This is a genomic window from Actinacidiphila paucisporea (assembly GCF_900142575.1).
Lineage (GTDB): Bacteria > Actinomycetota > Actinomycetes > Streptomycetales > Streptomycetaceae > Actinacidiphila > Actinacidiphila paucisporea.
On record NZ_FRBI01000004.1, the window covers coordinates 95,542 to 109,944 of the forward strand.

At 72.7% G+C, this 14,403-nt stretch carries 11 protein-coding genes; 6 read left to right on the top strand and 5 right to left on the bottom strand.

All coding sequences use genetic code 11. The annotated features are described in order from the left end of the window. Window positions 1-111: 111 nt before the first annotated feature. On the bottom strand, window positions 112-2,775 hold the full coding sequence (locus BUE44_RS08400; protein ID WP_073495650.1) for a glycoside hydrolase family 9 protein: 2,664 nt from the start codon (window positions 2,773-2,775) through the stop codon (window positions 112-114). A 353-nt stretch (window positions 2,776-3,128) separates the two neighbouring features. Between BUE44_RS08400 and BUE44_RS08405 the strand changes: the two genes are divergently transcribed. After that, a complete protein-coding gene (locus BUE44_RS08405) occupies window positions 3,129-4,508 on the top strand; it encodes a glycoside hydrolase family 3 N-terminal domain-containing protein (protein ID WP_235001974.1) in 1,380 nt (459 codons plus the stop codon). Window positions 4,509-4,518: 10 nt separating this feature from the next. Here the strand turns inward: BUE44_RS08405 and BUE44_RS08410 are convergent, their stop codons facing one another. Next, a complete protein-coding gene (locus BUE44_RS08410) occupies window positions 4,519-5,367 on the bottom strand; it encodes a LysR family transcriptional regulator (RefSeq protein ID WP_073495653.1) in 849 nt (282 codons plus the stop codon). 141 nt (window positions 5,368-5,508) lie between these two features. Between BUE44_RS08410 and BUE44_RS08415 the strand changes: the two genes are divergently transcribed. Next, window positions 5,509-6,249 carry a dienelactone hydrolase family protein gene (locus BUE44_RS08415; protein WP_073495656.1) on the top strand — a complete coding sequence of 247 codons (741 nt, stop codon included), beginning with the start codon at window positions 5,509-5,511 and terminating at the stop codon, window positions 6,247-6,249. Between the two features lie 275 nt (window positions 6,250-6,524). Here the strand turns inward: BUE44_RS08415 and BUE44_RS08420 are convergent, their stop codons facing one another. The 3 genes from BUE44_RS08420 to BUE44_RS08430 form a co-directional block, all read right to left on the bottom strand. Continuing rightward, window positions 6,525-7,784: an RNA polymerase sigma factor gene (locus BUE44_RS08420; protein WP_073495659.1), complete on the bottom strand. Its 1,260-nt coding sequence runs from the start codon at window positions 7,782-7,784 to the stop codon at window positions 6,525-6,527. Between the two features lie 7 nt (window positions 7,785-7,791). Then, window positions 7,792-8,127, bottom strand: a complete 336-nt coding sequence (locus BUE44_RS08425; protein WP_073495662.1) for a YciI family protein — start codon at window positions 8,125-8,127, stop codon at window positions 7,792-7,794. Between the two features lie 165 nt (window positions 8,128-8,292). Beyond that, window positions 8,293-9,021: a YoaK family protein gene (locus tag BUE44_RS08430; protein ID WP_073495665.1), complete on the bottom strand. Its 729-nt coding sequence runs from the start codon at window positions 9,019-9,021 to the stop codon at window positions 8,293-8,295. Between the two features lie 186 nt (window positions 9,022-9,207). Between BUE44_RS08430 and BUE44_RS08435 the strand changes: the two genes are divergently transcribed. The 4 genes from BUE44_RS08435 (at window position 9,208) to BUE44_RS08450 (ending at window position 14,376) form a co-directional block, all read left to right on the top strand. After that, a complete protein-coding gene (locus BUE44_RS08435) occupies window positions 9,208-10,707 on the top strand; it encodes an MFS transporter (protein WP_073495668.1) in 1,500 nt (499 codons plus the stop codon). 169 nt (window positions 10,708-10,876) lie between these two features. After that, window positions 10,877-11,920, top strand: a complete 1,044-nt coding sequence (locus BUE44_RS08440) for a LacI family DNA-binding transcriptional regulator (protein WP_235001975.1) — start codon at window positions 10,877-10,879, stop codon at window positions 11,918-11,920. A gap of 187 nt (window positions 11,921-12,107) precedes the next feature. Further along, window positions 12,108-13,370 carry a sugar ABC transporter substrate-binding protein gene (locus BUE44_RS08445; protein ID WP_200804371.1) on the top strand — a complete coding sequence of 421 codons (1,263 nt, stop codon included), beginning with the start codon at window positions 12,108-12,110 and terminating at the stop codon, window positions 13,368-13,370. Window positions 13,371-13,413: 43 nt separating this feature from the next. After that, entirely contained in the window at window positions 13,414-14,376 is a 963-nt protein-coding gene (locus tag BUE44_RS08450) for a carbohydrate ABC transporter permease (protein ID WP_073495675.1), read from the top strand. The last annotated feature ends 27 nt before the right edge of the window (window positions 14,377-14,403 follow it).

Genomic DNA, 14,403 nt, shown 5'->3' on the forward strand with positions numbered 1-14,403 from the left:
AGGGCACCCTCAGGCGGGCTTTCCCGCGCCCCGGTGCCGCTGCGTGCGCGCGACCTCCACGGTCGGACAGGGGGTGCCCGCCGGAACGGGCACCCCCCTGCGCGGGCAGCGCTACGTGCAGGCCACCCCGTTCAGCGAGAAGCCGGACGGCGCCGCGTTACTGGCGGAATACGTGGCCGTGAAGCCGGGGTCCACCGTGCCGCCGGCCGGGAGGGACGGGGCGTACGACGGGTTGGTCACCGTGACCTTCTGCCCGGACTGGGCGAAGGTGCCGTTCCAGCCGCTGCCGATCTTCTGGTCGCCTCCGAAGGTGAAGGCCAGCGTCCAGCCGCTGAGCGCGGCGGAACCGGTGTTGGTGACCAGGACGTCCGCCTGGAAGCCGCCCGACCAGGCGTTCGTCACCCGGTAGACGGCGGTGCAGGCGGCCCCGCCGCCGGGGGGCGGCGTACCGGTCGAGGCGGTGGTCACCGACAGCGCGGGGGACGCCGCCGACGCGGTGCCCGCGGTGTCGACCGCCTTCACGGTGAAGGAGTAGGCCGTGGCCGCCGTCAGCCCGGTGACGGCCAGGCTCGTACCCGTCGGGGAGCCGACCAGTACCGGCCCGGCGCCGCGGTTGGCGTAGACCTGGTAGCCGGCCAGCGGGAGGGTGCCCGGGGTGGCCGCGGGCCAGGTCAGGGTGAGCGAGGTGCTGGTGACGGCGGACGCCGTGGGGGTGCCGGGGGCGCCGGGCGGGGTCGCGGGCGGGTCGGTGGTGCCCGAGCCGCTGGGCGCGGTGCCCCACACGGGGGTCGAACCGTCGTAGAGGACCATGTCGTTGACGGTGACCGGCGTCGAGCCGGGCACGGTGGAGACCCCCTGGTAGGACCAGTCGCCGGCCGGGTTGTGCGGCCCGGGGAAGGCGAGCCGGAACTGCACCTCGCGGTGGAAGGCGGACTGCCCGGCGGGGGCGATGTCCTGGCCCTCGCAACTGATCGTCACGTAGTAGACGTTGCCGGAGAACTGCGTGGGACCGCTCGGCGCCAGGCACTGGTTGTAGGCCGAGGTCACCGTGACCTGCGACGGGCTGGTGCCGGCGTCGAGGGTGAAGTAGTAGCGGAAGCTGCCGTGCGTGAGGTGGCGGGCCGGCCAGCCGGACTTGTTGACCACCTGCGCCTTGATCTCGTAGAAGTTCGTGCCCGCCGCGTTGACCGAGGCCTGCAGGAATTCCTCGGGGCCGTCGGGGGTCTCCTTCGGCGGGAAGTTGGCCAGCGGCGTGCCGCCGTAGTCGTCGGTCAGCGCGGCGAGCGCGCCGGAGAAGCCGGCGTTGTAGTCCAGCGCCCCTTCGGTCTCACCGTAGTTGGACCGCTCGTCGGAGAAGCCGTCGTCCGCGGAGCCGGGGCCGCCGACCAGCAGGCCGTAGTCGAGGTGCCGGGTCGCGGCCGGTTCGGTCATCGACTGCGACCAGGAGCCGTGCGCGGCCCTGCTGTGCGGGTTCTGCGGCCACTTGGTGTTCTTCCCGGAGTTGGTGAAGCCGATCTCGTAGCTCTCCTTGGCCGGGTTGTCGCCGAGGACGTAGTCGATCTGCCGTACTCCGAAGTCGCGGTAGGTCTGCGCCTTGGCCGCGTCCTTGCCGTGCGCGGTCAGCCAGTCGGAGAACTGCAGGGCGGCGTACGCGGTGTTGGAGGAGTAGCGCAGCGAGCCCCAGGTGTCGAGGAAGGCCTCGCCGCCGGGGGAGTAGGTCACCTTCTGGCCGTTCACGCCGGTGGTCCACCAGTCGAGCCAGCGCTCGGCGTCGTCGACGTAGACCTGCTTGCCGGTGAGTTCGGCGAGCAGCACGTAGTCGCCGTAGGACTTGTCGTCCCAGGCCAGCGTCCAGTTGTACTCGGGCGTGGTCGTCTGGTTCATCTTGGGCAGCTGGGCGTAGTACGTCTCCGCCTTCGCCAGGTACGTGCTGTCGCCGGTGGCGCGGTAGAGCCACAGGGCGCCCCACACCAGCTCGTCCCAGTAGCCGCTCCAGGAGTTGTAGTAGCCCTGGGCGGCGGTGATGCACTTGTCGTAGGTGCCGCGGTAGGTGTCGGCGAAGGTGTAGAGCTGCTTGGCGTTGGTCAGCAGGATGGCGGCGTAGGCCGGGTCGCTCGCCTTGAAGACCATGGACGAGGAGGCGAGCGCCGCGGCGGACTCGCCCGCGAGGTCGGAGCCGGGGCAGGAGGCGTCGATCTTGAAGGCGGGCCGCGGCGACGGGTTGACCTCGGGCGGGCCCCAGAAGGAGTGGTCGCTGCTGCCGTCACCCACCTGGCCGTACAGGACGTTGGCCGACGGGTGGGCCTTGAGCAGCCAGTCGTCGCCCCACCGGAGGTTGCGCAGCAGGTAGGTGTTCTGCCCGCTCTTGGTGTAGCCGGCGGCCTCGTCGACGCCGCCCCAGCCGAGCATGGTCATCGAGAAGGCCATCGGGAAGCCGAACTTCACCTCGTCGCCGGCGTCGTGGTAGCCGCCGGTCAGATCGACGCCGGTGCCGGCGCCGTCGGTGAGGTCGGAGTCGCCGCGCCAGGCGACGCGGTTGTCCGGGGGCAGCTTGCCGGAGCGCTGGGACTCGTAGAAGAGCATCGAGCCCTGGAGGGCCTCGGCGTAGTTGTAGCCGCCGGCCGCGGCGGGGGCGGCCGCCGGGGTGGCGGCGCGGGCCGCGGGAGCGCCCGCGGCGGCCGCCATCGCGAGCGGCAGCAGGGCGGCGACGGCGGTGACCGCGGCGGCACGGGCGCGGCGGATGGCGCGCAGGGGCGGTTTTCCGAAGATGGGCACGCGTCCTCCTGGGAGGGCGATGGTCGTGGTGGGGGGAGCGCGCCCGCGGGCCGCGGTCGGCCGACGGGGAGCCACTGACCGCCCGGTCACCCATGGGAGCGCTCCCACATGCTCGCCCCGGTTCTCCCGCACCGTCAAGCACCGTGCGTACGCCAGTGCGTACGGCCTGGTCGCATCCGAGAAGGGCGGCGCTCAGAAGATGCGCGACAGGGCCGTCAGGGGGCATCCTGATCCACTCATGAGGGTTTCTTTTCTTCACATGAGATGACTGGTGTCTCGGGTGGCAGGAAGAAAGTGAGACGCAACCGCCGTTTCCGGCCCTTCCCGACGACCGACGAGGTGTGAGGTCCACCGTGCGCCAGCCGACCCGTTCCCTTGCCGACCCGCGACCGCATCGCGCGCCGCAACGCGCCGGATCCCGCGGCCGCCTCCTCACCGGCGCGGCCGGCGGGGTCCGCGGCGCCGGACTCGTACTGGGCCTGCTGGCCACCGCCACCGCCGGCCTCACCGCGTGCGGCGACAACAGCTCGAACTCCTCCCCCGGCACCAGCTCGGCGTCCGCCCCCGAGTCCTCCGCCATGACCACCTCGGGCACGCCCAGTGCCACCACCACATCGGCCTCGCCCTCCGCCTCGCGCACCACGGCCGTACCGCCGCCCGCGAAGACCGGCACCACCGAGCCCGCCAGCTGCGTGAGCAAGGCGGCCGCCGGGATGAGCCGGGCGCAGCAGGTCGGCCAGCTGTTCATGAGCGCCGTGGGCTCCTCGCACATGACCGGCGCCCAGTCCGCCGCCATCACCGGCGGCCGGGTCGGCTCGGTCTTCCTGATGGGCCACACCTCCGCGGGCGTGGCGACCGTCAGGCAGGTCACCGACCAGGTCAGGAAGCTGGCGCCGTCGGTGAAGGGCGCCACGGTGAGGATGCTGGTCTCCACCGACCAGGAGGGCGGCCAGGTCCAGGTGCTCAACGGCCCCGGCTTCAGCGCCATCCCGACGGCGGTGCAGCAGGGCAAGCTGTCGGCGAGCACCCTGCAGAAGGACGCGAAGACCTGGGGACAGCAGCTCAAGGCCGCCGGGGTGACGATGAACCTCGCACCGGTCGCCGACACCGTGCCGCCGAACCTGGTCGGCGTCAACGCGCCGATCGGCAAGCTGCAGCGCGAGTACGGCACCAATCCCACCACGGTGGCCACCCACAGCACCGCCTTCGTGCGCGGCATGCTCCAGGCCGGCGTCATCACCAGCGCCAAGCACTTCCCCGGTCTCGGCCGGGTCACCGGCAACACCGACTTCACCGCCGGCGTCACCGACTCCACCACCACGCGCACCGACCCCTTCCTCGAACCGTTCCGCAGCGCGGTCAAGGCCGGCACGCCCTTCGTGATGGTGTCCTCCGCGATCTACTCGCGGATCGACCCCAACACCCAGGCGGCCTTCTCCTCCAAGGTGATGCGCGACCTGCTGCGCGGCTCGCTCGGCTTCAAGGGCGCGATCATCTCCGACGACCTCGGCGCGGCCGCGGCGGTCAGTGACCACACGCCCGCCCAGCGGGCGGTGGACTTCTTCAAGGCGGGCGGCAACGTGCTGCTCACCGTCAAGCCGAGCGACATCGTGCCGATGACCGCGGCGGTGATCAGCCGGATGCCGCAGGACGCCGCGCTGCGCGGCGCGGTGTCCGACAGCCTGCGGCGGGTCCTGACGGCCAAGCAGAACGCCGGGCTGCTGACCTGCTGAGCCAGGCGGCTCAGCTCCCGGCGGGCGGCCCGGCGCGCAGCGCCGCCGCGATGAAGGCGGCGGCCGACGGCGCGGGCCGCCGCGCCGGGCGGGCCAGCGCGACCTGGTCCTGCGGCAGGTCGGCCACCGGCCGGTAGACCACGTCGGGGCGGCTGTGCAGCAGGGCGGCGGACCGCGGCAGGCAGGTCACCCCGCGGCCCGCCGCCACGTACTCCAGCTTCTCCTCGACCGTGCGGACCGCGGAGGGAGCCCGCGGGTCCGCCGCGTCGGGATTGACGCACAGGTGCAGGATCTCGGTCTGCGCCGCCAGTTCCGCCGCGGTCAGGCGCTCGCGGGCGGCCAGCGGATGCCCGGCGGGCAGCGCGGCCATCCGCGGCTCGCCGTACAGCGGGGTCAGCGCGAGCCCGGCCTCGATCACCGGCAGCCGTACGTAGGCCACGTCGACCCGCCCGTCGAGTACGGCCTCGGCCTGGTCGTCCCACTCCAGCCGGCGCACCTCGACGCTCACCCCGGGGTGCTCGGCACCGAAGGCGCGGACCGCTTCGGTGACCCGGACGCCCGTAGGGAAGCCCACCACCAGCCGGCCGGGCTCCTCGGCGGCCCGCCCGGCCCGCCGGCGGGCCGCGTCGGCGGCGGCCAGCAGTGGGCCCGCGTCGTCCAGCAGTTGGCGCCCGGCCGCGGTCAGCGCCACGCGGTGGCTGTCCCGCACGAACAGCTCGGCCCGCAGCTCCCTCTCCAGGGCGCGGATCTGCCGGCTCAGCGCCGGCTGGGCTATGAGCAGGTCCTCGGCGGCCCGGCCGAAGTGCAGGCGCTCGGCGACGGCGACGAAGTAGCGCAGCTTGCGCAGGTCCAGATCCACGGCCGCCCCCCGGGTGCCGCCGCGGGTGCGGCGGCGATGCGCCGAGGGTATCGCCGCGGACAGAACGGGTCTTGGACGCGGTGTCGGCGGCCGCCGCAGACTCGGTCGCGTCACCTGACCCACGCAAGGAGAGTCCTCGTCATGGAAGCGACAACCGGTACGGTCGGCATCCCGGTGGCCGGGGCGGCGGAACCGATGACCGCGTACGTCAGCAGGCCGGCGGGCGACGGGCCGTGGCCCGCGGTGATCGTGGGCTTCGAGATGTTCGGCCTGACGCCGTACATCCGCAGGACCGCCGACCGGCTCGCCGGGCTCGGCCTGCTCGCCGTCGTACCGGACTTCTACCACCGCACCGCGCCGGGCTTCTCCGGCACCGCCGACGACCAGGGCCGCGCCGAGGCCTACACCCTGCTCGACCGGCTCACCCGGGAGGAGGTCACGGCCGACCTGCGGGCCACACTCGCCCATCTGGAGCGGCGCGAGGACACCGCGGGGCGGCCGCGGATGGCCGGCTTCAGCCTCGGCGGCCACATCGCCTTCTACGCGGCGAGCCAGGTGCCGCTGGACGCCGTCGCGGTGGTCTACCCCGGCTGGCTCGACACCCCCGGCACCGCGCTGAGCCGCCCCGACCCGCTGCTCGACCTCACGCCCGGCATCGCCGAGCAGGGCTGCCGCGTCCTGTACCTGGCCGGTGCCGACGACCACGTCGTGACCCCCGACCAGACCCGGCTGACCGCCCGCCGGCTCGCCGCCGCGGGCGTCCCCCACGAGATCGTGGTCTACCCCGAGACTCCGCACGGCTTCCTCGCCGACGACCGCCCCACCTTCCGCCCCTCCGCCTCCGCGGAGGCCTGGCACCACCTGGCCTCCACCCTGCGCTGACTCCGCCCGGGGAGCGCTGCTGCCGCCCGCGGCCTGACGTGCCGTCCGGGTCCTGGGCGACGCGACGGGGTCGGCGGGTCACCTCGGGAGGGCGAGTTCGGCCAGGCGGGTGGAACGCCTGCGCCGCCCGCGGCTTGATGTGCCGTCGGGTCCGGCTGACGCGACCTGGCTGGCGGATCACCCCCGGGGGGAGTTCGGCCAGGCGGGCGGAACGCCCGCGCATCCCGCCGCCTGACGTGCCGTCGGGTCCTGGGCGACGTGGCGGGGACGACCGGTCACCCCTGCGCGGCGAGTTCGGCCAGGCGGGACGCCAGGTAGCGGCGTTCGGCCTCCGTGGGGGCCAGGGCGAGGGCCTCGCGGTAGGCGGAGGCGGCCTCCTGCGGGCGGTCGAGGCGGCGCAGCAGGTCGGCACGGGTCGCAGGGAGGAGGTGGTAGGCGGCGAGCTCGCCGGCCGAGGCGATGGCGTCGACCAGGGCCAGGCCGGCGCGCGGGCCCTGCGACATCGCCACCGCCACCGCCCGGTTCAGCTCGACGACGGGGCCGGGGGACATGCGGGCCAGCTCCCCGTAGAGCAGCGCGATCTGCGGCCAGTCCGTGGCCGCCGCGTCGGCCGCCTCCGCGTGGCAGGCGGCGATCGCGGCCTGCACCTGGTAGGGCCCGGGCCGCCGGGCGGCGAGCGCGGCCTCCAGCACGGCGGTGCCCTCGGCGATGCGGTGGCGGTCCCAGCGGGAGCGGTCCTGCGCGTCCAGCGGCACCAGGTCGCCGGCCGCGTCGGTCCTGGCCGCGGACCGCGCGTCGTGCAGCAGCATGAGTGCCAGCAGCCCGGCCGCCTCCGGCTCGTCCGGCAGCAGGGCCGCGAGCAGCCGGGCGAGGCGGATCGCCTCCGCGGTGACCCGGCGCTGGTCGAGGCCCGCGGCCCCTGGCGCGTAACCGGCGTTGAAGAGCAGGTAGAGCACGGCGAGCACGGCCGCGGTGCGCTCGGGCAGCAGGTCGGGCGGCGGCACCCGGAAGGGGATGCCGGCGTATCTGATCTTGTTCTTGGCGCGGGTCAGCCGCTGCGCCATCGTGCCCTCGGGCACCAGGAAGGCGCGGGCGATCTCCGCGGTGCTCAGCCCGGTCAGGGTGCGCAGCGTCAGGGCGACCTGCGCGGGCAGCGGGAGCGCCGGGTGGCAGCAGGTGAAGATCAGCCGCAGCCGGTCGTCGGGCAGCGCCTCGTCCCGCGGCAGCTCGTCCGGCGCCGCGGGGCGCGGCGGCTCGGGGGCGAGCCGGGCCGCCTCGCGCAGTTTGACGCTCTCGTTGGCGGCCCGGCGCAGCCGGTCGAGCGCCCGGTTGCGGGCGGTGGTGGTCAGCCAGGCGCCGGGGCGGCGCGGCACACCGTCGCGCGGCCAGCGTTCGAGCGCCCGCTCGAACGCGTCCTGCGCGCACTCCTCGGCCAGGTCCCAGTTCCCGGTCTGCCGGATCACCGCCGCCACGACCCGGCCCCACTCCTGGGACCAGGCCGTGGCGACGGCCTCCTTCACCGCGTCGTCGCGCACGCCGGCGTCACTCCGTCCAGAACGGCCGCACCTCGACCATGCCGAATTTCGCCACCGGGTGCTTGGCCGCGATCTCGATGGCCTCGTCCAGGTCGGCGCAGTCGATGATGTCGAAGCCGGCCATCTGCTCCTTGGTCTCGGCGTAGGGCCCGTCGGTGAGCAGTTGGGCGCCGTTCCTGACCCGTACGGTCGTGGCGTCCTCGGCGGCCCGGGTCCTGTTGCCGTCCAGCCGGACGCCCCTGCGGGTCATCTCCTCGACCCACGGCGTGGCGTCCATCTCCTCGGGCGTGGCGCCCGGGAAGCCGTCGGCGGTCTCACTGCAGATCAGCAGCAGGTACTTCATGGCACATCTCCTCGTCCGTCTCCTCGCCGGGGGATCCCCCGGTCACCCCTACGACGATCGGGAACCGCCGCGATGTACACCTCGCGCGGGATCCGCCGGAAATTTTTCCAGGGGCGCTCCCCGCCGCCCGCGGTGGACCGGCGTGCGGCGACGAGGGGACGGCCCTCAGGCCGTCCACCGGCGGGTGGAGTGGCGCTGCGTGAGGAGCGCGGCCGACACCGAGGCCAGCACCGCCGCGGCCACCGGCAGCGGCAGTTCGCGGCCGGCGTGCCCGATCAGCGCGGCCCCGGCCAGCGCGCCGACGAACATCGCGGACGCCGACAGCAGTCTGCTGCCCACCTTGGCGCCGGTCCCGCCCGCGAGGCGGCCGTCGGAGGCCATCCCGGTGATCGTCATGGTCAGTACGGTGGTGGTCAGCTCGGGCACGGCCAGCCGCCGCACCACCGCGTTCTGCCCGCCCATCGCCAGCCCCAGCAGCACGATCAGCGCCGCCCGCCAGCCGCCCCGCGCGGGCAGGTCGGCGACCGACGCCAGCACCCAGGCCGCCACCACCAGCGCGGTCTGCGCCGCGGTGACCGCCAGCAGCAGCCGCCCGCGGTGGCCGGGCATGGCGTGGGCCAGCCGCCCGCCGAGCAGCGCGCCGACGGCGAAGGCGGCCAGCGACACCACGGAGGCGGTCACCGAGAAGCCGCTCGCCCCGGCCAGCGAGAAGCCGAGGAAGACGACATTGCCGGTCATGTTCGCCACGAAGACCCGGCCCAGGGCCAGGTAGCTGAAGGCGTCCACCAGACCGGTGACCAGGGTCAGCGCCAGCAGCAGCGGCGGCAGCGGGCCGTGCGGGCCCGCCGGGTCCGGGACGAGCGTGTCGCGGGCTTCGCGGAGTACGGGGTGCACGGCTGACGACCTCCTTCAGGGCGTATCCACGGGCGGGCGGGACAGATGTACCCACCGGGGTGGGACCCCTCCCGGACCTGGCTCCGGGGGAGCCCGACGCCATCGTGCACGGCCGGACGTACCGGGCGTGGCAGCCGCGCGAACAACGGCGGCCGATGTGAGACTTCGACGCGGAGGTGATCTTCGATGGACGGATCCGCGGCCCGACCCGACGGGGCGGCCGGTGACACCATCACCACGGATGTGCCCGCACGGCTCGACCGACTGCCCTGGTCGCGCTGGCACTGGATGATCGTCATCGGACTCGGGACGGTGTGGATCCTCGACGGCCTGGAAGTGACGACCGTCGGCAACATCGCCGGCCGGATCGCGGAGGACGGCAGCGGCCTGTCGGTGTCGGCCGCCCAGATCACCGGCCTGGCCGCCGCGCTCTACGTGGCGGGCGCCTGCTCGGGTGCGCTGTTCTTCGGCTGGCTGACCGACCGGTACGGCCGCAAGAAGCTCTTCATGATCACCCTCGCGGTGTATCTGAGCGCCACCGCGATGACCGCGCTGTCCTTCCAGCCCTGGTGGTTCTTCACCTTCCGCTTCCTGACCGGCTTCGGCATCGGCGGTGAGTACGCGGCCATCAACTCCGCCATCGACGAGCTGATCCCGTCCCGCTTCCGCGGCCGCGTCGACCTGATCATCAACGGCAGCTACTGGCTGGGCGCGATCGGCGGCTCGCTGCTGTCGATCGTGATGCTCAACACGAACATCTTCCCCATCAACGTCGGCTGGCGCCTCACCTTCGCCCTCGGCGTGGTGCTCGGCCTGGTGATCATGCTGGTCCGCCGCCACGTGCCGGAGAGCCCGCGCTGGCAGTTCATCCACGGCCACGGCAACGAGGCGAAAGAGCTGGTCGGCACGGTCGAGAAGGAGATCGAGGAGGAGAAGCACGAGCGGCTGCCCGAGCCCAAGACGAAGATCACCATCCACCAGCGGGCCAGTGTCGGCTTCGGGTTGATCGCCAGGACCGTCTTCACCCGCTACCCCAGGCGGGCGGTGCTCAGCCTGTCGCTCTTCATCGGCCAGGCCTTCCTCTACAACGCCATCACCTTCGGCTTCGGCAACATCCTGACCACCTTCTTCGGCGTGTCGACCGGCAAGACCGGCTACTACTTCGCGGTGATCGCGGCCGGCAACTTCGTGGGCCCGCTGCTGCTCGGCAGGCTCTTCGACACCGTCGGCCGGCGGATCATGATCTCCTCCACCTACGTGCTGTCCGGCCTGCTGCTCTTCGGTACCGCGTGGCTGTTCGACCGCGGTTCGCTGAACGCCACGACGATGACGGCGTGCTGGTGCGCGGTGCTGTTCTTCGCGTCGGCCGGCGCGAGCAGCGCGTATCTGACCGTCTCGGAGATCTTCCCGATGGAGACCAGGGCGATGGCCATCGCCTTCTTCTACGCGATCGGCACCGCCGCCGGCGGCATCAGCGGCCCGCTGGTCTTCGCCGACCTGACCAAGTCGGGCGTGGTCGGCGACACCGTGACAGCCTTCGTGATCGGCGCGTCGCTGATGGTCGCGGCCGGTCTGGTCGCGGCCTTCCTGGCGATCAAGGCCGAGGGCAGGTCGCTGGAGGACATCGCCACCCCGCTGTCCCAGGCCTCCACGCCCGGCTCCGCTGCCGCAGGCGCCCAGGTCTGACGAACCACGGTGGGCGCCCGCGGAGTTCGCCCTGCGCGATCTCTTGTGGGCGCCCTGCGCGCGTGTTAGTTTCACGGCCATTCGAGCTTGTCGAATCAGTTCGACACTTCGGCCGGTACGGCGGCCGGCTCGATGCTCCAGCAGCACCACGGCGACGATGGGGTCGGTCATGACGGTGACGATTGCGGACGTCGCGCGGCACGCGGGCGTGTCGCGCAGCACGGTGTCGTACGTGCTCAGCGGCAACCGCACCATCTCGCCGGAGACCATCAAGCGGGTCGAGGGCAGCATCGCGGCCCTGGGCTTCCGGCCGCACGCCGGCGCGCGGTCGATCCGTACCCGCCGCACCGGGGTGATCGCCATGGCGCTGCCGATGGTGCACGGCCCGCACAACCAGGTGCAGATGCCGTACGTCTGGGCGGCCCTGACCGCCGCCCAGGACAGCGGCCTGAAGGTGCTGATGCTCACCGACGACGACGGTGAGGCCGCGATCAGGGACGCCGTCGCCAGCGCCCTGGTCGACGGGGTGATGCTGATGGAGGTGCAGCGGCGGGATCCGCGTATCCCGCTGCTCACCGAGTTGAAATGCCCCGCGGTGCTGGTCGGTACCCCTGACCGGCCGCACGGGTTGCCCCGGGTGGACTTCGACTTCGCGCTGGCCGCCCGGGCGTGCGCCGAGCACCTGCACGAGTCGGGGCACACCTCGGTCGGGTATCTCGGCCAGCCGCCCGAGGCGTTCGGCCGGGACGTCGCCTACGCCGTGCACGCCAGGGAGTCCGTGCTGACCGCGCTGGAGTCGCGTGGCCAGCGCACCGTGTGGGCGGCCTGCGACCCGACACCGGCCGGGGTGGTCGCGGCGCTGGACGACCTGCTGGCCAGGCAGCCCGACCTGACGGCGCTGATCGTCTACAACGAACGGGTGCTGCCGCTGGTGCGCGACCGGCTCGCCGGGCTCGGCCACCGGGTGCCCGACGACATCTCGCTCATCGCGATCTGTCCCGACGACGAGGCCGAGCGGTGCGATCCGCCGCTGACCTCGGTGTCGCTGCCCGCCGAGGAACTGGCCAGGGTCGCGGTCCGCAGCCTCGCCCGGCGGATCGAGGGGGAGGAGCTGCCGGCCGAGACGCTGCTGGCGCCCGCCCTGAAGATCCGGGCGAGCACCGGACCGCGGCGCGGCTCCGCCGCCGACGGCCCCCGGCCGCGGCGTACCTGAACGGGCGAGGACAAGTCCGGCCCACGGCGCGAGCCGGACCGACCCGTCGCCACTGTCGAATCAATTCGAATGCCACGTCAAGCCGCCTGCACCGCAGGGCATCAGCTTCCCGCTGCCTCCCGGCACCCGCTGGTGCCGCGCCCCTTGACCACAGCTCAGTACCGCACACAGTGAAAGGCACGTCACCATGAGCCGCTTGCTTCGTACGTCCCGTCTGTTCCGCCCGGCCGCAAGACCCGGCGCGCTGGCCGCACTCGCCGCAGCGGGCGCGCTCACGCTGGCCGCCTGCGGTACCGGCTCGGGATCAGGTGGTTCCGGTGGCGCGCCGGACACCCTCACCGAGATCGACTACTACGACGCGGCGCCGCAGAACACCCAGCTGCCGCAGATCCTCGACGAGTGCGGGGTCAGGAACGGGGTGAAGATCAAGCACCAGCAGGTGCCGCGCGCCCAGTTCATGCCCAAGCTGCTCCAGCAGGCCTCCGCCCGCTCCCTGCCCGACCTGGCCCTGATCGACAACCCCGACCTGCAGCAGGTCGCCGCGACCGGTGGCCTGGTGTCGCTGTCGAAGGCCGGACTGAGCACCGAGGGGCTCTACCCCTCCATCGCGCAGGCCGGGCAGTACCAGGGGCAGACGTACGGCATAGCCCCCGGCGTCAACGGCCTGGCGCTCTACTACAACACCGACTTCTTCACCCGGGCCGGCCTCGAACCGCCCACCACCTGGGCGGAGTTGGCCGCCGACGCCAAGAAGCTCACCCAGGGACCGCGCTACGGCGTGGCCTTCAGTGCGGTCGGCACCGAGGAGGGCACCTTCCAGTTCGAGCCGTTCTTCTGGACCGCGCGCGGCAATCTGAAGGAGCTGGACTCCCCGCAGGCGGTGAAGGCGCTCACCTTGTGGAAGGACCTGGTCGGCTCGGGTTCCGCGTCGAAGTCCGTGGTGACCTGGACGCAGGCCGACGTCAACGACCAGTTCATGGCGGGCAACGCCGCGATGATGGTCAACGGCCCCTGGCAGCTGCCCACCCTGAACGCGGACAAGAAGCTGCACTTCGGCGTCGTCCCGATCCCGGTTCCCAGCCCCGACGCCAAGCCGGTCACTCCGCTGGGCGGCGAGGTCTGGACGGTCGGCCACAGCAAGCCGGCCCGCGAGGCCAAGGCCGTCGCGGTGGTGAAGTGCCTGCTCAGCCAGGACGAGAGCGCCAAGTGGTCCAAGGACGCCGGCTACATCCCCAGCAACCAGCGGGCCGCCGCCCAACTCGCCTCGGCTGACCCGCAGCTGGCCGCCTTCGTGCAGGAGGTCGGCACCGCGAAGGCCAGGACCACCGAGCTGGGCACCGCCTACCCCAAGGTCAGCCAGGCCCTCGCGGACGCGATCCAGGCGGTGCTGGCCGGTGGCACCAGCCCCGGGTCGGCGCTGTCCCAGGCCCAGAGCGCGGCGAAGAACTGACCGCGGACCCGACCCCGATCACGTACCAGACGGGAAGCGCACCATGTCCATCACCGTTCAGGGCAGGCAGGCCGCGACAACCGCGGCCCCCGCCCCGCCCGGCGGGCGCAGCCGCGGACCGGCGCGAGTCCGCTGGGCGGCCGTCGCCTTCGTCGCCCCCGCGTGGCTCTACGTCGCCGGCTTCTACCTCTACCCCCTGGCCAGCAGCATCAGGATGGGCTTCCAGGACTACACCGTCTCGTCCTTCTACACCGGTGTGGCGCCCTACGTCGGCTGGGACAACTACAGCAAGGTCCTCCACGACGGCCACTTCGGCGAGACGGTGCTCAACACCGTGCTGTTCACCGCCGGTTCGCTGGCCTTCCAGTTCGCGATCGGCCTGGCGCTCGCGGTGTTCTTCAGCCGCAGGTTCCCGCTGGGCGGCCCGCTGCGCTCGCTGCTGCTGGTGCCCTGGCTGCTGCCGCTGGTGGTGTCGGGCACCGCCTGGCGGTGGATCCTCGACACCGACTCCGGCGTGCTCAACCACGTCCTGCTGAACGTGCACCTCATCGCCCATCCGGTGCCCTGGCTGGCCAGCACCCACGACTCGCTGACCGCGGTGACGCTGGTGAACATCTGGGTCGGCATCCCGTTCAACATGGTGATCCTCTACGGGGGCCTGCAGTCCATCCCGGGGGAGCTGTACGAGGCCGCGTCGCTGGACGGCGCGGGCGGCTGGCAGCGCTTCCGGCACATCACCCTGCCGCTGCTGCGGCCGGTCACCGCCGTGGTGCTCACCCTCGGCCTGATCTACACCGTCAAGGTCTTCGACGTGATCATGATCCTCACCCAGGGCGGTCCCGCGGGCTCCTCCCAGACGCTGACCACCTTCGCGTACAACCTGTCCTTCCAGCAACTGGAGTTCGGCCGCGGTGCGGCGGTGGGCAACCTGCTCATCGGTGTCGCGGTGGTCTTCGCCGTGGTCTATCTGCGGGCCACCCGCGAGCAGCGGCAGGCCGGCCGGTGAGCGCCACGACGCACCGGCGGGCCGCGG